We start from the raw sequence: 18,195 nt of genomic DNA on the forward strand, positions 1-18,195 counted from the left end.
CCTTGCCGGAGCATACGCCTCGCCGGTGCGCATCCCCGCTCGTGCATCAGCCCCGCTGTGCGTCGGCCCCGCCGGCGCATCCGCCCCGCCCCTGCGTCATCCCCGCCCATGCATCCGCCCCGCCCCCGCGTCAGCCCCGCCGTGCGTGACGCGGCGTCAGGAAACCGGCGTCCCGCGCCTGCGCGATCAACCGCAGCGACCTGCGGCGGCTGTGGCCGGTCGCGCACATCACCGCGACCACCGGATCCAGGCCCTCCTCCTGGGCCGCCCGGTACTCCTGGGCGATCAGCCAGCGCCCTTCCATGCCCCGCGGCCAGGAGGGGCGGGCACGGCGGGGGGCGGCCGGCTCGTCGGCGAGGTCGTCGGTGAAGTCCTCGGCGAGGTCGGTGACATCACCGGGGAACCCGTCGGCGAAGTCGCCGGCGAGGGGGAGGCGGGTCTGGGTGTCGGCCTCGGACGGCGACTCGTCGTCGTACGCCCCATCCTCCCCGTAGGCCCCTTCCTCCCCGTACGCCCCCTCCTCCGCGTACTCCCCCTCCGCCCGCACCTCGACCCCGCACGCCTCGGACAGCGGGCCCTCGATCCAGTCGGCGAGGACGGTGAGGTCGCCGAGGGAGAGGGCCGGCTGGGCCCGGACGTCCTCGACGGAGACGCATCCGGCGGTCACGACGGCGAGGCAGTCCACGCGGGCGCCGTCGGTGAACTCCAGCCGCACCTGGAACCAGGAGGTGGCCCCGTCGCTCTCCCGCACTTCCCACGCGGGCCACACGGACACCGCGCCGTCCTCGAAACGGCGATCAGAAAGATTAAGAAAGGATGCTTCTAGCACACACGCAACGTAACCGCATGATCACATTCCATACGAAAGGACACGCACACCGCACACTCCGACGGCGCAGCCGCGCCCCCTCCCCGTGCGGGCCCGCCGGTGCGATGCTGGAGTCATCAGCGATCTCCTGCCACACCGTTCGGACAAGGAGTTCCGCGTGCTGCGTGTCGCCGTGATCGGTTCCGGGCCCAGCGGGGTCTACACCGCCCAGACCCTGGTCGAGCAGGACCCCGCGGTGCTGGTCGACGTCCTGGACCGGCTGCCCTGCCCGTACGGCCTGGTGCGCTACGGGGTGGCGCCGGACCACGAGAAGATCAAGTCGCTGCAGAACAATCTGCGCACGGTGCTGGAGCACGAGCGGATCCGCTTCCTCGGCGGGGTGCACATCGGCGCCGGGGGCGTGCCGGCGGCGCGGCTGCGGGAGCTGTACCACGCGGTGGTGTACTGCGTGGGCGCCGCCACCGACCGGCACCTCGGCATTCCCGGTGAGGAGCTGCCGGGCAGCTGGTCGGCGACCCGGTTCGTGTCCTGGTACAGCGCCCACCCGGACGCCGTGGACGACGGGTTCGTGCGCGGGGCCCGGTCGGCCGTGGTGATCGGCGTGGGCAATGTGGCGGTGGACGTCACCCGGATCCTGGCCCGCGGCGAGGCCGAGCTGAGGACCACGGACATGCCGCAGGCGGCCCTGGACGCGCTCGCCGCGAGCACCGTGACGGAGGTGCACATGGTGGGCCGGCGCGGCCCGTCCCAGGCCCGTTTCACCACCAAGGAGCTGCGCGAGCTGGGCGCCCTGCCCGGCGCCGAGGTCCGGGTGGACCCCGCGGAGCTGGCGCTCGACCCGTCGTACACGGACCCCTCGGGTCTGCCCGCGGTGCAGCGGCGCAATGTGGAGGTGTTGCGGGGGTGGGCCGCCGCACCGCCCCGGAACACGCCGCGCCGCATCCATGTGCGCTTCTACCTGCGCCCCGTCGAACTCCTCGCCGACGGCGGCCGGGTGGGCGCGGTCCGCTTCGAGCGGACGGTGCCGGACGGGCTGGGCGGGGTGCGGGGCACGGGCGCGTACGAGGACATCGAGGCCCAGCTGGTGCTGCGCTCGGTCGGCTATCGCGGGCTGCCCCTGGAGGGCCTGCCGTTCGACGACGCCACCGGCACGATCCCGCACAGCGCGGGCCGGGTCGCCCCCGGCGTGTACGTGGCCGGCTGGATCAAGCGGGGCCCGACCGGGGTGATCGGCACCAACCGGCCGTGCGCGAAGGAGACGGTGATGTCGCTGCTGGAGGACGCGCCGGTGCTGGTGCGCGCGGACGTCCCCGAGGATCCGGTGGCGGCCCTGCGCGCGCTCGGTGCGCAGCCGGTGGAGTGGAGCGGGTGGCAGGCGATCGAGCGGGCGGAGGCGGAGCTGGGCGCCTCGCTGGGCAGGGGTGTGGTGAAGCTGCCCGACTGGCCGTCACTGCGGGGCGCCGCGCGCGGCGAGGCACCCCGGCGGAGCGCAGAACTGCCCGACCGGTCGCGGGCCTCCCGCGCGAAGCACCCCGCGTAGCCCGGCTCAGCCCTCCCCGAGCCGCACCGCCTGGCGGTCCGCTCCGGCCAGCAGGGCGTCGAGCAGCCCCGGGAAGAGGGCGTCCAGGTCGTCCCTGCGCAGCCCGTTGATCTTGGACGTGCCCCGGTAGACCTGCCGGATCACCCCGGCCTCGCGCAGCACCCGGAAGTGGTGCGTCGTCGTGGACTTGGTGACCGGCACGACGAACTGCGAGCAGGTGAGCCCTTCCCCCTCCTCCAGTGCGGCCAGCTCGCGCACGATCTGCAGCCGCAGCGGATCCGAGAGGGCGTGCAGCACGGCCTCCAGCCGGATCTCGTCATGGGCGGGGTGCGGGAGTTCACGGATACCGGGGGATGCGCTGGGGGCCATGGCGCCATAGTACGAGAACCCTCGTAGTTTGACATCTGCCGTACTACGATGAGTATCGTACGACTCGCCACAGCCGGACCCGCGACGAATGGAGGCGCCGTGAGCGCGCTCTTCGAGCCTTTCACCCTGCGTGACCTGACCATCCCGAACCGCGTGTGGATGGCCCCGATGTGCCAGTACTCGGCGGCGCCGGACGGCCCGGAGGCGGGGGTCCCGCACGACTGGCACTTCGCCCACTACGCCGCCCGCGCGGCCGGCGGCACCGGGCTGATCCTCACCGAGGCGACCGCGGTGAGCCCCGAGGGCCGTATCTCGCCGTACGACCTGGGCATCTGGAACGACACCCAGGTGGCGGCGTTCCGCCGGATCACGCACTTCCTCCGGGAGCAGGGCACCGTCCCCGGGATCCAGCTCGCGCACGCCGGACGCAAGGCGTCGACCGACCGGCCCTGGAAGGGCGGCGCGCCGGTCGGGCCGGAGGCGCACGGCTGGACGCCGGTGGCGCCGAGCGCGGTGCCGTTCGCGGAGGGTCACCCCGTGCCGGAGGAGCTGACCGTCGAGCGCATCCGGGAGGTCGTCGAGCAGTTCGCGGACGCGGCCCGGCGTGCGCTCGCCGCGGGCTTCGAGGTCGTCGAGGTGCACGGCGCCCACGGCTATCTGATCAACGAGTTCCTCTCCCCGCACTCCAACCGGCGCACCGACGCCTACGGCGGCTCCTACGAGAACCGCACCCGGTTCGCCCTGGAGGTCGTCGACGCGGTGCGCGCGGTGTGGCCGGACGACAAGCCGGTGTTCTTCCGTATCTCGGCGACCGACTGGCTGGACGAGGCCGGCTGGACCGCGGACGACACCGTGCGCTTCGCGCGCGACCTCACGGCGCACGGCGTCGACCTGCTCGACGTCTCCACCGGCGGCAACGCCACCGGCGTGCGGATCCCCACCGGCCCCGGCTACCAGGTGCCCTTCGCCGCCCGGGTCAAGGCCGAGACCACCCTGCCGGTCGCCGCGGTGGGGCTGATCACCGACGCCGAACAGGCCGAGAAGATCGTCGCCAACGGCGAGGCCGACGCCGTGCTCCTCGGCCGCGAGCTGCTGCGCAACCCTTCCTGGGCCCGGCACGCGGCCCGCGAACTGGGCGGCGAGGTGCGGGTGCCGGACCCGTACCACCGGTCCGTGTGACCCTCAGCGCGCCAGCCTGGCCACGGCCCGCTCCAGTTGGGGCAGGGTGCGCTGGCCGGTGATCGCCAGGGCGATGGCCGCGGCCACCCCCGCCCAGGCGACGGGGCCGAGGGGGGTGCAGCCGAAGAACTGGCTGGCACCGGGGGTCTCGACCAGGGCGAACAGGACGGCGGCCGAGCCGATCGCCGTGGCGCGCACGAGGGGGCTGCCGCGGCGGTCGGCGAGGGTCTGGGCGAGCTGGGTGCCGACCAGGGCGCACAGGGCCATCGTGGTGGCGCGGCGCCGGGTGCCGGGGGTGAAGCGGCCCAGCAGCCAGGCCGTGGTGGCGCCCAGGCAGGTGGTCAGCGCGCGGTGGCGGATCTGCCGGATCAGCGGGGCGCCGAGCAGCGAGGTGCCGAGCGGTTCGGGACCGGGCTCGGGCACGCCGTCCTCGGCGCCGCCCTCCTCGCCCTTCGGCGTCACCGCGACCGCCATCGCCGGGAACAGGTCCGTGAAGAGGTTCACCAGCAGCATCTGACGGGTGGACAGCGGGGCGGCGCCGGCGAGCAGGGTGCCCAGGATGCCGAACCCGACCTCGCCCGCGTTGCCGCCGATCAGGATGGCGACGGCGTCGGCGACACCGTGCCACAGGGCGCGTCCCTCGCCCACGGTCTCGATGAGCACGGTGAGATCGTCGCCGGTCAGGACGATGTCGGCGGCGTTGCGGGCGGCCGCCGAACCGCGGGCCTGGATGCCGATGCCGACGTCGGCCGCCCGGATCGCCGCCGCGTCGTTGGCGCCGTCCCCGACCATGCCGACGACCCGCCCGGCGTCCCGCAGGGCCTCGATGACCTGGAGCTTCTGCTCCGGTGCGACCCGTGCCACGACCCCGGCGTCCCGCAGCATCCGGGCCCGCACCGACCGGTCGGCGGCGGCGAGCTCCTCGCCGGTGACCACCACGGTGTCCTCGGGCCAGCCCAGCTCGGCGGCGATCGCGCGGGCGGTCTGCGGGTGGTCGCCGGTCAGCATCACCGGCCGCACCCCGGCCTCGCGCAGCCCGCGCACCAGGGCGGGGGACGTCTCGCGCGGGGTGTCCGCCAGGCCCAGCAGCCCGGTGAACTCCAGCTCCCGCAGCGGGTCCTCGAGCACGTCCGCCGCCGACTCGCCGTCCCCCAGCGGACGCCGGGCGACCGCGAGGACGCGCAGTCCGTCGGCGGCCAGCCGATGGGCCGTCTCGGACGCCTCCTCGGGCAGGTCGCGGCAGGCGGGCAGGACCGTCTCGGGGGCGCCCTTGAGCACCAGCACCGGCGCGCCGTCCGCCGCGCGACCGACCGCAGCGGCGAAGCCACGGGCCGCCTCGAACGGCCGGCCCTCCGTCTGCTCCCACTCCGGGTCCGGCCCCGCGGCGTCCAGGACCGCCTCGTCGGTGGCGTGCGCCGGGCGTTCGGAGCCGCCGTTCTCCCGCGGGCAGGCCCGCGCGGCGGTGCGCAAGGTGGGGTCGGCGTCGTCCTCGCCGGGGCGGTGCACCGTCCCCGCGGCGTCCGAGACACGGACCAGGCGCAGCCGGTTCTCGGTGAGCGTGCCCGTCTTGTCGAAGCAGAGGGTGTCCATCCGGCCCAGCGCCTCCAGGGTGCGCGGGGTACGGACCAGGACGCCGCGGCGGCTGAGCCTGCGCGCCGAGGTCAGCTGGGCGACCGTGGCCACCAGCGGCAGGCCCTCCGGTACGGCGGCGACGGCGACCGCGACGCCGCCGCTGACCGCCTCGCGGATGGGCGTGCCGCGCAGCAGGGCGAGCCCGGAGACCGCCGCGCCGCCGGCGAGCGTCAACGGCAGCGCCTTCTCGGTGAGTTCGCGCAGCCGGGCCTGGACGCCCGCCGAGGGCGGGGTGCGCGCGGCGAGGGCGACGGCCCGGTGGGCCTCGGTGTCGGCTCCGGTGTCGACGACGACGGCGCGGGCGCGGCCGGCGACCACGGTGGTGCCCTCGAAGACCATGCAGCACCGGTCGGCGACGGCCGCCCGCGGAGTCGCCTCGACCTGCTTGTCCGCGGGCAGCGACTCGCCGGTGAGCGCGGACTCGTCGACCTCCAGGCCGTCCTGCCACAGCAGGCGGGCGTCCGCGGGCACGACGTCGTCGGCGCGCAGGTCGATCACGTCGCCGGGGGCGAGACGGGAGGCGTCGACGGTGCGCAGGGCGGCGGCGTCCTCGTCGGGGGCGGGTTCGGCGTAGGCCGGTGCGGTGTCGGGGGCCGGTTCGGCGTCGGTCGGCGGGGTGTCGGTGGCGGGTACGGCGTCGGTCGGCGCGGTGTCGGGGGTGGATCCGGTGTCTGCCGGGGCCGTACCGCGTGGCGCGAGCCGCGCCTTCTGCTTCTGGTCGGCCACGAGCTTGGACAGCGCCCGTTCGGCCCGCAGCCGCTGGGCGCCGCCGACGAGGGCGTTCAGGTCGAGGGCGCCGAGGACGAGGAGCGCGTCCACCGCGGAGCCGAGGATCGCCTCGGCGGCCGAGCCGACAGCGAGGATGGGGGTGAGGGGGTCGTCCAGTTCGCCGCGCACCGCGCGGGCCAGATCCACGGTCCAGCGGACCGGTGCCAGCACGGGCGTCCGCCCGGCGGAGCGCGCGGTCCCGCGCAGCCGTTCGGCGGCCCGCCCGAGGCCCTCGGGCCGGGCGCCGGGATCCTGCTCCAGCCGGGACAGCACGGCGTCCGGCTCCAGCGCGTGCCAGGCCACCCGCGGCCGGGGGCGCGGCGCCCGGGTGACGGCCACCCCGAGAGCCGTGCGCACCCCGCTGAGCAGCGAGGCGACGGCGGCGGTCTCCACGGGCACGTCCCGCAGGGCCGCCAGTCCCCTGCGCCGCCTGCCGTGCGGTGCCTCGCCGACGGCGACGAGCAGCCCGGACAGCGCGGCCCCCGACTTGGCCAGCACCTGCGCCCGGTCGCCGACCCGGCGGGCGGCCGGTACGGCGGCCAGCAGCCGCCACACATCGGCCAGCCCGTGCACGGCGAGGACGTCGGCGCCCCAGGCCACGGCGGCTCCGGGATCGGTGAGGGACACGGCGATGTCACCGGCCAGCAGCCCGGACAGGACCTCGTCGTCGTCGGCCGACATGGGCCGGGCCACCGTCATGACCGTGCCGCCGCGTTCGCGCAGTCCGGCCACCACCTCGGCCAGCGGCTGACCGGGGTCCACGACCTCGTCGGCGAGACCGGCGAGTTCGCCGACCAGCGGGTCGTCCACGACCACGACCCGCATCCGGGCGCGCCGGGCGGCGTCGAGGACGGCCTCGCCCCAGGGATCGGCGGCCTGCTCCGCCGAGGCGGCCGACGGGGCCGCGTCCACGGCGTCCGCCGCACCCCCGGCAGCCGCCGCACCGTCGGCGTCCGCCGCATCCCCGGCAGCCGCCCCACCGCCGAAGGCCGTGTCGCCGCGCCCCGGCCGGCGCAGTGCGCTGGGATGCAGCACCAGCGTGCCCGCCGTCTCCAGTTGCCGGAGGCGGTCGGTGTCGAGCACCAGCACTCCGGTGCGGGCGAGGGCACAGCCGAGGACGGAGTGGAAGGCGGCGGGGCCGTAGCGGGCGGCCTTCGGGGAACCGGCGAGCGCGGCCTCGGCGGCCTCGGTGGTGTTCCGTTTGACGAGCAGCGCGGCGGCGGCGCCGACCAGCCGGCCGGCCGAGGCGGACGACGCGTAGTCCTCGGCGGGGGTGGAGCGCAGCGGCGGCCGGGGCCAGCGGTCGGCGGCGATGTCGTCCCGGTCGGGCAGGCACAGCCGGTCGTGGTCGGCGTCGAACGCGGCGGCGCGGGCCACGGTCTCGGCGAGCTGGCAGGCCCGCAGCGAGGCCGCGAGCAGCAGCGGGACGGGCGACTGGCCCGCGCCGCGGACGGCGGCGTGCGCGACGGCCAGCAGCAGGTCGCTGCGGGAGCGGCCGAAGCGGGAGCGCAGCAGACCGCGGAAGGCGGGGTTCTCCCGCAGCACCGACACCGTGGCGGTGAGGGTGCGGGGCGTGGGAGGCAGCCGCAGGGCGCCGGCGGCGACCGCCACGGCGGCGCCGGCCAGGTCGGCGGCGAGCGCGGCGGCGGCGATCCGGACCCCGCCCGGATCGCCGGGGTGGGCGAACTCCTCCACGCCGCCGCCCGCGGGACCGAGCCCGTGGCGTGCGGCGAGCGCGGTGGCCCGCTCGACCACGCGGTCCGTGACGGCGTCGTCGACGGCGGCCACCACCAGCCGGTGCAGGCCGCCGTCCCAGTAGGCGTAGGCGACCTCGGGGCGTTCGGCGAGCGCCGCGGCGGTCTTGCGCAGCGCGTGCTGGGTGCCGCCGACGCGCCGGACCTGCTCGGGTGCCGTGGGCCGCAGCGCCAGGTGGGCGCGGCGGCCGGACCGCCACGAGCGCTCGCCGCCCGGCATGGCGTTGCGGGCGACACGGCCGATGCGTACCGCGCTGTCGGCGCCGCGCACCCCGGCCCGTGCGGCTCCCGCGGCCGCGCCGGCGACCGCCCCGGCGGCGGGCGCGGCACCGCGCGCGAGCAGCCGGGGCCCGGCCAGGACCGCCGCCGTGGTTCCCGTGAGCAAGCCCATCGTCCGCCGTCCCCTCAGTCCTCGTCGGAACGGGTGCCGTCGGTGCGGGAGCGCGACGCCGTACCGCCGGCGGACCGCGAGCGGGGTCCTTCGAAGCGGGTGGAGGTGCCCTTGGCGTGCGCGGCCGCGCTCGTGGAGTGCCGGGAGCGGCTGGTGGACCGGTGGGCGGATCCGGTGGACGCGCCCGTGGCCGGTGCCCCGCCCGGCGTGCCCTGCCGGTCGCCCGGCCGCGGCTGGGTGAGCCAGACGGCCGCCGCTCCGGCCACCGCCACGGGCCACCCCACGACCCCGGTGGCCCCGAGGATCCCGGCGCCGGTGTACGCGGCCATCCTGCGGCCGCGCGGGGACACCGCCCCGACCGCGTTCAGCGCACCCGTGGCGGCGTGGCCCACGGTTCCCGCTCCCGGCACCCTGCGCAGCACCGAGGCGCCGGCGCGCAGCGGCTGGGGAAGACCGGTGGACGCATTCTCGCGTGCCATGACGTACTCGCCTCCCGGACAGTGATCGGCCTCTGCGCACCGCCGAGTGCCCAAGATCCGGCCCGTCACCCGTCCCTTCCGCAAACTGCGGGCGGCCCCGGGTCGGCGTCCGGGGCCGCCCGCCGCGGCGGGGGGTCAACCGGTGGCGCAGGCGGCCCCGTTGAGCGTGAAGCCGCCGGGCGCCGCACCGCTGCCGGTGTGGGTGGCCTGATAGCCGATGCCGACGCTCGCGTTCGGCGCGATCGTGCCGTTGTACGAGACGTTCGTGGCCGTCACCGCGCCGCTCGCCGGGGCGTACGTGGCACCCCAGCCGTTGGTGATGCGCTGGCCGGACGGCAGGGTGAAGCCCAGCTTCCAGCCGTTGATCGCGGTCGTGCCGGTGTTGGTGATCGTCACGGAGGCGGTCAGCCCGGTGTTCCAGGTCTGCGTGGTGACCGTGACCTTGCAGCCGCCGGGCTGGGGCTGCGGGGCCGGTCCGGCGGAGTCGAGGCCGAAGAAGGCGAGCGCGCGGGCGGCCATGCCGGAGGTGTAGAGGTTGTGGCCGACGCCCTGGAGGCTGATGGCCTCCACGGGGGCCCGGTCACCGATGGCGCCGTAGCGGGTGCGGGTCCAGCCGGGGGCGGGGCTGTCGGTGGCGGCGGGGGTCTGGCTGAGGCCGTGGACGTCGGTCCACTGCTTGATCTCCTCGCCGAAGTTGGGGTAGCGCAGGACGTCGTCCTCGGTGCCGTGCCACAGCTGCATCCGCGGCCGCGGTCCGGTGTAGCCGGGGTAGGCGCCCCGGACCAGGTCGCCCCAGGCCCGCGGGGTGCGGATCACGTTGCCGTTCGCGCAGTCGCTGTTCCACTCGGAGCCGTTGGTGGTGGCGAAGCAGGCGAAGGGCACTCCGGCGAAGGCGGAGCCCGCGGCGAACACGTCGGGGTAGTCGCCGAGCAGGACGTTGGTCATCATCGCGCCCGAGGAGATGCCGGTCGCGAAGATCCGGCCGGTGTCGGCGCCGTAGGTGCGCACCCCCAGTCGACCATCGACTTGATGCCCACGGGGTCGCTGCCGCCGTCGCGCCGCAGGGCCTGCGGCGAGGCGACGTCGAAGCACTTGCTGGCGCGGGTGACGGACGGGTAGACGACGATGAACCCGTACCGGTCGGCCAGCGAGGCCCACTCGGTGTTGTGGTACATCGCCGGTCCGGAGCCGGTGCAGTAGTGCACGGCGACGACGACCGCGGGCTTGGCGGTGACGCTGTCCGGGACGTACAGGTACATCTGCAGATTGCTGGGGTTGGCGCCGAAGCCGGTGACCTCGGTGAGCGCGGCGGTGGGGGCGGCTGTCTCGGCCTCGCTGCCGCGCGCGGAGGCCGGCGGCGCCGCGAGCAGCGCGAGCAGCAGGGGCACGACTGCGGCGAGGAGCGTGCGCAGCGCGGCGCGCGGGGGCCTGGTCGCGCGCGGGCGGGTCGGATGGGACACGTCCTTGTCCTTCCTGTCACGGCTCTTGCGGGCGGGACGGCGTGGCGCGGTGGTCAGCCTGCTGACGGACGTACATGTATGTGGCGGCCTCCGTCTCCCGAAGGAGACGTTCCACCCCGGCATCGTGACATGCACACGGCCGTCATGGAAGCGCTCCCACGGCTTACCAGGCGGTACCCGCGTCCCACCTGGGGCGACGCCGATGCCTCTGTTCGACCCATTGACCAGAAAGCGCTTACCCTCTACGTTCCGTTCAGCAGTGTGAACGGCTTCGAGCCCACTTCAAGGTGAACCACTCACTGGGCACCCCCCACCACGAAGAAGGAATCGGGACATGACCTCTCCCCGGCGCCCCAGCAGGCGCACGACGACCTCGGCCCTGGCCGCGACCACCCTCACGGTTGGCATGCTCATGACCAGTGCCACACTCACCCCGGCGTCCGCCGCCACCTGGCCGACCCCCTCCGGCAGCCAGGCGGTCAGCTCGACCATCCATCTGACCAGCTCCAAGGACTACGGCATGCTGCGCCTGTACGGCAGCGGCGCCCTCGGCACCGGCGACCAGGCCGAGGACCAGCAGCCGATCCTCACGCTCGCCAACGGCGTGACGCTGAAGAACGTCATCATCGGCGCGCCCGGCGCCGACGGCATCCACTGCCTGGGCAGCTGCACGCTGCAGAACGTCTGGTGGCTGGACGTCGGCGAGGACGCCGCCACCTTCAAGGGCGGCAGCAGCGCCACGTACCACGTCATCGGCGGCGGCGCCAAGAAGGCCAGCGACAAGGTGTTCCAGCACAACGGCGGCGGCACCGTGAACATCTCGAACTTCGCGGTGCAGGAGTTCAAGACCCTCTACCGCTCCTGCGGCGACTGCTCCACGCAGTACACCCGCAAGGTCAACCTCAACACCGTCGAGGTGACCGGCACCGGCACCACGGCGCGGCTCGTCGGCATCAACGTCAACCGCAACGACGTGGCCACGCTGCGCGGGATCACCATCTACAACGACGCCTCGCGCAAGGTCATCCCGTGCCAGAAGTACAACAACAACACGGCGGTCGGCGTCGGGCCCGACAGCACCAACTGCCTCTACTCCACCTCGGACATCACCTACCGGTGACGTCCGGGCGCTGAGGGCGGCCGTACGGAGCGTTCCCGCACTGCGCTTCGTACGGCCGCCGGTACCCCATGGGCTCCAGGCGGCCCGCGCGCGGGGAGCCCTCAGCTCTCCCTCGGCCCGTCCCCGCCCGGTACGCGCGCGTGTGCCTGGTCTGCCAGCTCCCGGCGGTAGTCCGCGTAGGCGGTGCGCAGGGCGGCGCCCGGCCAGTCGGCGGGCAGCAGGGCGTCGGGGAGGACGGGGTCCCCGAGGAGGTGGCGGACGATCGCCGCGTAGGCGGTGAGCCGGTCGGCCGGGCGGTCGGCCCGCTCGACATGGGCCAGCAGGGCCTGCGCCGTCGCGGCCCAGGCGTCCAGCGGCCACAGGGTCGCGGCCAGCTCGCGCGGGGGGCGCGCGGGCCGGGACACATACCGGTCGGCCACCTGGTCCAGCTCGCCGGGCAGCTCACGCGCCAGGTTGGCGGGGCGCAGCCAGACGCCCTCGCGGAGCTCGGCGAGCCGCAGGCCGGTCAACCGGGTGCGCAGCTCGGCGCGTTCGGCGGGGCCGCGGCCGGTCGCCGTCACCACGAGCATCTCCCAGTCGCCGTCCCACGCGCGCGTGCGGGGCCGTACGGCCTCGTCCTGCCGCCGGCGGCGCTCCAGCAGACGCTCGCCGATCCGGTAGCCGGCCGCGGTGCGGCGCAGATCCCCGGCGGCCGCCATCCGGCTGAGCGCGGCCCGCAGGGTCGAGCCCGCGACGCCGAACGGCGCCACCACGCGCGCGAGGTCCTTCGCCGCCATCTCGGGCGGATCCGCCCCCAGCAGCAGGCTCAGCACGACCGAGCGCGCGGACAGCGGACGCAGCTCGACGGCGCCCGGACGGGCAGGGGAACTCATCCGCGTGACCTCGTGTCGTACCGGCGCATGGCCCCGTACTGTACGGGCCGGCCCTCGGTGTTGCACTATTGCTGCGGCCGCAGAGAAGGTGCAACACTCGCCGCATGGTCTCGACACCCGAGCAGGTACGGCACCGGCAGGACGCGACGCACGACGTCACCAACCAGGCCCCGTCCCTGGCCCCCTACGACGCCTCCGAGGATGCGGCCCTGCTGGAGGGGCTGCGCCGGGAGGGCGCCGGCTGGGCGGAGCCGGACATCCGCCGGCTCGGTCTGCTGGCGGGCGGCGTCCAGGCGCAGGAGTGGGGCGAGCAGGCCAACCGGCACGAGCCGGAGCTGCGCACCCACGACCGGTACGGCCACCGCGTGGACGAGGTGGAGTTCCATCCGAGCTGGCACGAGCTGATGCGGGTGGCCGTCGGCGAGGGCCTGGCCGGGGCGCCGTGGGCGGACGACAGGCCGGGCGCGCATGTCGTACGGACCGCGGGCGGGCTGGTGTGGGGGCACAGCGAGGCCGGGCACGGCTGCCCCACGTCGATGACGTACGCGGCGGTCCCCGCGCTGCGCCGGGAGCCGGAGCTGGCCAAGGTGTACGAGCCGCTGCTGACCAGCCGGGAGTACGACCCGGGGCTGCGCGTGCCGACGGACAAGCGCGGGCTGCTGGCCGGGATGGGGATGACCGAGAAGCAGGGCGGCTCGGACGTCCGGACGAACACGACCTCGGCCCTGCCGACGTCGGAGCCCGGCGTGTACACCCTGCGCGGGCACAAGTGGTTCACGTCGGCGCCGATGTGCGACGTGTTCCTCGTGCTGGCCCAGGCGCCCGGCGGCCTGTCCTGTTTCCTCGTCCCGCGCGTGCTGCCCGACGGCAGCCGCAACACCTTCCGCATCCAGCGTCTGAAGGACAAGCTGGGCAACCGGTCCAACGCCTCCTCCGAGCCCGAGTTCGACGGGACCCTCGCCTGGCTGGTCGGTCCGGAGGGGCAGGGCGTCAAGACGATCATCGAGATGGTCAACTGCACCCGCCTGGACTGTGTGATGGCCTCGGCGACGCTGATGCGCAGGACGCTGGTGGAGGCCGGTCATCACGCCCGTCACCGCAGCGCGTTCGGGGCGCGGCTGGCCGACCAGCCGCTGATGCGCAACGTGCTGGCCGACCTCGCGCTGGAGTCGGAGGCCGCGACGACGCTCACGCTGCGGCTGGCGGGCGCGGCGGACCGGGCGGTGCGCGGCGACGAGGGCGAGCGGGCCTTCCGCCGGATCGCGACGGCGGTCGGCAAGTACTGGGTCACCAAGCGGGGGCCCGCCTTCACCGCGGAGGCCCTGGAGTGCCTGGGCGGCAACGGCTATGTCGAGGACTCCGGCATGCCCCGGCACTACCGCGAGGCTCCCCTGCTGTCCATCTGGGAGGGGTCGGGGAACGTCAACGCCCTCGACGTCCTGCGGGCGTTGACGCGTGACGCCCGTACCGCGGAGGCGCTGTTCGCCGAACTCGCCCTCGCGCAGGGGGCGGACGCGCGGCTGGACGCGGCGGTGGTGCGGCTGAAGGGGCAGTTGGCCGGGGCGTCCGAGGGGGGTGCCCGCCGCCTGGTCGAGGCGATGGCCCTCGCCCTCCAGGCCGCCCTCCTCGTCCGGCACGCCCCGCCCGCGGTGGCCGACGCCTTCTGCGCCACGCGGCTCGGAGGCGAGTGGGGTCACGCCTTCGGCACGCTGCCGGACTCGGCCGACCTGGACGGCATCCTGGGCCGGGCGCTGGGCTACGGCGACTGACGAGCGTGCGCCGGGTGGGCCGCGACGGACTGCGGGCACTGGCTTACGGCGTGACGGGGGGCCCTGCCGGGGCGGCGCCGGGTGCAGCGGGCGACCGACGGGCACTGCGTGGCGGACACCGGGCGAAGCGGCCGACCGGCAGGCCCTGCCGGGGCCGGCGCCGGGATGCGGCGGCCACGGGGCCCGGCTCAGCTCGTGCGGTGGCCCCACAGCGGGTCGAAGCGGGCCCAGTCGGCCTCCCACCGCTGCAGCCGCCGGCCCTCCAGGCCGCTCCGTACGGCGCGGCCGGCGGCGAGGGGGACGGCCGCCGCGCCGAGGCCGGCGAGCACGCCGACCAGGGAGGAGCGGACGCGGGCCTGCGCGGGGCTGGCGGGCCGGGTGACGAGGCGGCCGCGGTCGTCGGTCCACACGGTCACCTCCGCTCCGGTGCCCGTGCCGGGCCGCACCCGGGCCTGGCCGGTGCGCGCGATGCCGTCCGGCGCGGTCCAGGCGACCTCGGCCCAGACGTGGGCGCCGTGCGCCGCCGCCGGCACGGTGGCCGCACCGGGGGCGGGCTCGGTCAGCCGGGCGGCGACGGGCCGGAACTCCGCGCGCTCACGAGCCATGCTCCGCTCCACGGCCCCGGCCACCGCCGTACCCGCGAGCACCCCGCACAGCACGGTGAGCGTCCACGCGCCGAGCAGCACCCACGCCTCCAGGGTGTCCGAGCGGCGCTTGAGCGGATTGCGCCGCCAGCGCCACAGCCACACCCGTCGAACCCTCCGACTCCGCAGGCCCATCGAAGGCCGCCTCCCCACCAGCGCACGAGCATCTCCACCGGCCTCCCGTACGGGCGGCGGGCCGCCGATGCTCAGGGCGAGTCCTCCGCCCCGACGTTGCCACGAGCCGGGCGGCCGTGCGGGCGAGTTCCGCGAAGTTCGCGCGCGGCCCGCCGACTCGGTCCGAAAATGCGCCCTCCACCGCGCCGGGAGCGGGACGGGCAAACCGCCCACGAAGCCGCCCGACACGCGCTGACCTGCGGCGACGCCCGCTCCGGAGGTGACTGTCAGTGGTGGGGTGCAGACTGGCCGGTGTTCTGAGACAACGACGTCGCGGAGGTGATCGGCATGTCCGACGTACTGCTGGCCGTGGGCACCCGGAAGGGCCTTTTCATCGGGCGCCGGCGCGGGGGCGCGTGGGAGTTCGACGAGAGTCCGTACTTCAACGCGCAGGCGGTGTACTCGGTCGCGATCGACACCCGCGGAGAGCGCCCGCGCCTGCTGGCCGGAGGGGACAGCGCGCACTGGGGGCCGTCCGTGTTCCACTCCGACGACCTGGGCCGGACCTGGACCGAACCGGCCAAGCCGGCCGTGAAGTTCCCGCAGGACACCGGCGCTTCGCTGGAGCGGGTGTGGCAGCTGCACCCGGCGGCGGCCGAGCCGGACGTGGTGTACGCGGGCACGGAACCGGCCGCGCTGTACCGCTCGACGGACCGGGGCGAGACCTTCGAGCTGGTGCGTCCCCTGTGGGAGCACCCCACGCGCTCGCAGTGGGTGCCGGGCGGCGGCGGCGAGGGGCTGCACACGGTCCTGACCGACGCCCGCGACCCGAAGTCGGTCACCGTCGCCGTCTCCACGGCCGGGGTGTTCCGCACGGCCGACGGCGGCGCGAGCTGGACGCCCTCCAACTCCGGTGTCTCCGCGGTGTTCCTGCCGGACCCCCACCCCGAGTTCGGGCAGTGCGTGCACAAGGTCGCGCGGGACTCGGCGACACCGGACCGGCTGTACCTGCAGAACCACTGGGGTGTGTACCGCAGCGACGACGCCGGCGCGCACTGGACCGACATCGGGGCGGGGCTGCCCTCCACGTTCGGCTTCGCGATGGCCGCCCATCCGCACCGCGGCGACACCGCGTACGTGTTCCCCATCCAGGCCGACTCCGACCGCGTCCCGGCCGACCGCCGCTGCCGGGTCTTCCGTACGCAGGACGCGGGCGCCTCCTGGGAGCCCCTGGCGTCCGGCCTGCCGCAGGAGGACCACTACGGCACCGTGCTGCGCGACGCCCTGTGCACGGACGACGCGGAGCAGGCGGGCGTGTACTTCGGCAATCGCAACGGCGAGGTGTTCGCCTCGGCCGACGACGGCGACAGCTGGCGCCAGTTGGCCTCGCACCTGCCCGATGTGCTGTGCGTGCGGGCCGCGGTCGTCGGATGAACCCCTCCCGATCCGCCCTTGGCCACCGGTTGATCGCCCTGCCGTGTACGGCAGTAGGGTGACGCCCGTGGCACCACGACCCTTGCATGAAATCGTCGAACCGGGCTGGGCGAAGGCCCTGGAGCCGGTGGCCGGGCGGATCGCCGAGATGGGCGACTTCCTTCGCGGGGAGATCGCCGCGGGGCGCACCTACCTCCCCGCGGGACAGAACGTCCTGCGGGCCTTCCAGCAGCCCTTCGACGAGGTCCGCGTCCTCATCGTCGGACAGGACCCTTATCCGACTCCGGGGCACGCGGTCGGGCTGTCGTTCTCGGTGGCGCCGGAGGTACGGCCGCTGCCCGGCAGCCTGATCAACATCTTCCGCGAGCTGCACACCGACCTGGGGCTGCCCCAGCCGTCCAACGGCGACCTCACGCCCTGGACCCGGCAGGGGGTGCTGCTGCTCAACAGGGCGCTGACCACGGCGCCGCGCAAGCCGGGCGCGCACCGCGGCAAGGGCTGGGAGGAGGTCACCGAGCAGGCGATACGCGCGCTCGCCGCCCGCGGCAAGCCGCTGGTGTCGATCCTGTGGGGCCGTGACGCCCGCAATCTGCGGCCGCTGCTGGGCCGGCTCCCCTCCGTCGAGTCCGCGCACCCCTCCCCCATGTCCGCCGACCGCGGCTTCTTCGGCTCCCGCCCGTTCAGCCGCGCCAACGACCTCCTCATCCAGCAGGGCGGCCAGCCCGTGGACTGGCGCCTGCCGTGACCACCGGGGCGGGGGAAGCGGCGCCGCAACGGGCGGACGCGGGACGCGGCGAGGCGCCCGGCACCGGTTTCCTCGCCGTGGACTCCGGTGGCTCGGGGCTCCGGGTGGTCGTCGGCACGGCGGACGGCAGGGTGTCGGCGCGGCGGGAGTCGGCCGTGCCGGTGCGCACCGGGCCGCGGGGCATCGACGCCGGGCACCTGATGCGGCAACTGCTCCCGCTGGTGCGGTCCTCGGCCGCGGAGACCGGGGTGACCGAGTTGCGTACCGCGGCCGTCGGCGCGGCCGGGCTCGGCACGCTGGGTGACGAGCTGCGCGCCGAGCTGCCGGGCGCGCTGCGGCGGGAGTTCGGGATCCGCGCGGTGGCGCTGGCCGCCGACGCCGTCACCGCGTACGTGGGCGCTCTCGGTGCGCGTCCCGGCGCCGTGGTCGCCGCGGGGACCGGCATGATCGCGATCGGTACGGATCTGACGCGGTGGCAGCGGGCGGACGGCTGGGGGCATCTGCTGGGCGACTGCGGCAGCGGGGCGTGGATCGGCCGTGCCGGACTGGAGGCGGCGCTGCGCGCGCACGACGGACGGGACGGCGGCTCGGCGCCGCTGCTGTCGCGGGCGCGGGAGGCGTTCGGGCCGATGCCGGGGCTGCCGGGCCAGGTGTACCCGCGTACGGACCGGCCCGCCGTTCTCGCCTCGTTCGCCCCGCAGGTGGCCGCCTGCGCGGACACCGACCCGGTCGCCGCGGGGATCCTGCGGGAGGCCGCGCGGCACATCGCCGAGTCCGCGGCGGCCGTCTGCCCGGCCACGGACGAGGCCGTGATCGCGCTCACCGGCGGGCTGTTCCGCATGGGAGCGCCGCTCCTGGAGCCGCTGGCACGGGAGTTGGCCGAGCGGCTGCCGCGGGCGCGGCGGGTGGAGGCCGACGGGGATCCGCTGCTGGGCGCGGTACGCATCGCGACGGCGCTCGCCGAGGGCGGGCCCAAGCTGCCCGCCGATGATCGATTGTTGCAGGTCGTGGCCGTGGACGGCGACTAGACCGGTGCCTTCCGGGTCCCCTCCGCGCGCTTGTCGTCAGAACCGGTCAGACAAAACCGGACGGATAC

13 protein-coding genes and 1 pseudogene are annotated in these 18,195 nt (G+C 75.4%); 7 read left to right on the forward strand and 7 right to left on the reverse strand.

What is annotated here, in order from left to right; all coding sequences use genetic code 11:
• Nucleotides 1-130 precede the first annotated feature (130 nt).
• A complete protein-coding gene (locus tag ACSU6M_RS04175; protein WP_437067142.1) occupies nt 131-829 on the reverse strand; it encodes a DUF6214 family protein in 699 nt (232 codons plus the stop codon).
• Nucleotides 830-986: 157 nt separating this feature from the next.
• Between ACSU6M_RS04175 and ACSU6M_RS04180 the strand changes: the two genes are divergently transcribed.
• On the forward strand, nt 987-2,369 hold the full coding sequence (locus ACSU6M_RS04180; RefSeq protein ID WP_437067143.1) for an FAD-dependent oxidoreductase: 1,383 nt from the start codon (nt 987-989) through the stop codon (nt 2,367-2,369).
• 6 nt (nt 2,370-2,375) lie between these two features.
• On the opposite strand, the gene ACSU6M_RS04185 is transcribed toward ACSU6M_RS04180, so the two are convergent.
• The gene (locus tag ACSU6M_RS04185; RefSeq protein ID WP_437067145.1) at nt 2,376-2,738 is read right to left on the reverse strand and encodes an ArsR/SmtB family transcription factor; all 363 of its coding nucleotides are present in this window, start codon (nt 2,736-2,738) and stop codon (nt 2,376-2,378) included.
• Between the two features lie 99 nt (nt 2,739-2,837).
• On the opposite strand from ACSU6M_RS04185, the gene ACSU6M_RS04190 reads away from it, so the two are divergent.
• Complete coding sequence (locus ACSU6M_RS04190) at nt 2,838-3,917, forward strand: NADH:flavin oxidoreductase/NADH oxidase (protein WP_437067146.1); 1,080 nt, start codon at nt 2,838-2,840, stop codon at nt 3,915-3,917.
• Nucleotides 3,918-3,920: 3 nt separating this feature from the next.
• Here ACSU6M_RS04190 and ACSU6M_RS04195 read toward each other — a convergent pair whose 3' ends face one another.
• The 3 genes and pseudogenes from ACSU6M_RS04195 to ACSU6M_RS04205 form a co-directional block, all read right to left on the reverse strand.
• The gene (locus tag ACSU6M_RS04195) at nt 3,921-8,462 is read right to left on the reverse strand and encodes an HAD-IC family P-type ATPase (RefSeq protein WP_437067147.1); all 4,542 of its coding nucleotides are present in this window, start codon (nt 8,460-8,462) and stop codon (nt 3,921-3,923) included.
• 14 nt (nt 8,463-8,476) lie between these two features.
• The gene (locus ACSU6M_RS04200) at nt 8,477-8,941 is read right to left on the reverse strand and encodes a hypothetical protein (protein WP_437067149.1); all 465 of its coding nucleotides are present in this window, start codon (nt 8,939-8,941) and stop codon (nt 8,477-8,479) included.
• A gap of 135 nt (nt 8,942-9,076) precedes the next feature.
• A pseudogene (locus ACSU6M_RS04205) lies at nt 9,077-10,524 on the reverse strand (extracellular catalytic domain type 1 short-chain-length polyhydroxyalkanoate depolymerase).
• A 211-nt stretch (nt 10,525-10,735) separates the two neighbouring features.
• Here ACSU6M_RS04205 and ACSU6M_RS04210 point away from each other — a divergent pair.
• Nucleotides 10,736-11,521: a pectate lyase gene (locus ACSU6M_RS04210; protein WP_437067151.1), complete on the forward strand. Its 786-nt coding sequence runs from the start codon at nt 10,736-10,738 to the stop codon at nt 11,519-11,521.
• A 101-nt stretch (nt 11,522-11,622) separates the two neighbouring features.
• Here ACSU6M_RS04210 and ACSU6M_RS04215 read toward each other — a convergent pair whose 3' ends face one another.
• A complete protein-coding gene (locus ACSU6M_RS04215; RefSeq protein WP_437067153.1) occupies nt 11,623-12,393 on the reverse strand; it encodes a PaaX family transcriptional regulator C-terminal domain-containing protein in 771 nt (256 codons plus the stop codon).
• 104 nt (nt 12,394-12,497) lie between these two features.
• On the opposite strand from ACSU6M_RS04215, the gene ACSU6M_RS04220 reads away from it, so the two are divergent.
• Nucleotides 12,498-14,162, forward strand: a complete 1,665-nt coding sequence (locus ACSU6M_RS04220; protein ID WP_437067155.1) for a DNA alkylation response protein — start codon at nt 12,498-12,500, stop codon at nt 14,160-14,162.
• Nucleotides 14,163-14,350: 188 nt separating this feature from the next.
• Here the strand turns inward: ACSU6M_RS04220 and ACSU6M_RS04225 are convergent, their stop codons facing one another.
• Nucleotides 14,351-14,941 (reverse strand): Rv1733c family protein, encoded by a 591-nt coding sequence (locus ACSU6M_RS04225; RefSeq protein ID WP_437067156.1) that lies wholly within the window; start codon nt 14,939-14,941, stop codon nt 14,351-14,353.
• Nucleotides 14,942-15,268: 327 nt separating this feature from the next.
• Here ACSU6M_RS04225 and ACSU6M_RS04230 point away from each other — a divergent pair, with 327 nt between their 5' ends.
• The 3 genes from ACSU6M_RS04230 to ACSU6M_RS04240 all read left to right on the forward strand — a co-directional run bounded on the left by ACSU6M_RS04230 (nt 15,269) and on the right by ACSU6M_RS04240 (nt 18,127).
• Nucleotides 15,269-16,354: a WD40/YVTN/BNR-like repeat-containing protein gene (locus ACSU6M_RS04230; protein ID WP_437067157.1), complete on the forward strand. Its 1,086-nt coding sequence runs from the start codon at nt 15,269-15,271 to the stop codon at nt 16,352-16,354.
• Nucleotides 16,355-16,421: 67 nt separating this feature from the next.
• Nucleotides 16,422-17,099: a uracil-DNA glycosylase gene (locus ACSU6M_RS04235; protein ID WP_437067158.1), complete on the forward strand. Its 678-nt coding sequence runs from the start codon at nt 16,422-16,424 to the stop codon at nt 17,097-17,099.
• The gene (locus tag ACSU6M_RS04240; RefSeq protein ID WP_437067160.1) at nt 17,096-18,127 is read left to right on the forward strand and encodes an N-acetylglucosamine kinase; all 1,032 of its coding nucleotides are present in this window, start codon (nt 17,096-17,098) and stop codon (nt 18,125-18,127) included. The genes ACSU6M_RS04235 and ACSU6M_RS04240 overlap by 4 nt, the downstream gene beginning before the upstream one ends.
• Nucleotides 18,128-18,195: the final 68 nt, after the last annotated feature.

This window comes from Streptomyces sp. enrichment culture, assembly GCF_964272895.1.
GTDB lineage: Bacteria > Actinomycetota > Actinomycetes > Streptomycetales > Streptomycetaceae > Streptomyces.

Bases quoted from the DNA above. Each gene is read 5' to 3' on its own strand.
- ACSU6M_RS04185 (WP_437067145.1), bottom strand. From the start codon at position 2,738: ATGGCCCCCAGCGCATCCCCCGGTATCCGTGAACTCCCGCACCCCGCC.
- ACSU6M_RS04195 (WP_437067147.1), bottom strand. From the start codon at position 8,462: ATGGGCTTGCTCACGGGAACCACGGCGGCGGTCCTGGCCGGGCCCCGG.
- ACSU6M_RS04200 (WP_437067149.1), bottom strand. From the start codon at position 8,941: ATGGCACGCGAGAATGCGTCCACCGGTCTTCCCCAGCCGCTGCGCGCC.
- ACSU6M_RS04210 (WP_437067151.1), top strand. From the start codon at position 10,736: ATGACCTCTCCCCGGCGCCCCAGCAGGCGCACGACGACCTCGGCCCTG.
- ACSU6M_RS04215 (WP_437067153.1), bottom strand. From the start codon at position 12,393: ATGAGTTCCCCTGCCCGTCCGGGCGCCGTCGAGCTGCGTCCGCTGTCC.
- ACSU6M_RS04220 (WP_437067155.1), top strand. From the start codon at position 12,498: ATGGTCTCGACACCCGAGCAGGTACGGCACCGGCAGGACGCGACGCAC.
- ACSU6M_RS04225 (WP_437067156.1), bottom strand. From the start codon at position 14,941: ATGGGCCTGCGGAGTCGGAGGGTTCGACGGGTGTGGCTGTGGCGCTGG.
- ACSU6M_RS04230 (WP_437067157.1), top strand. From the start codon at position 15,269: ATGTCCGACGTACTGCTGGCCGTGGGCACCCGGAAGGGCCTTTTCATC.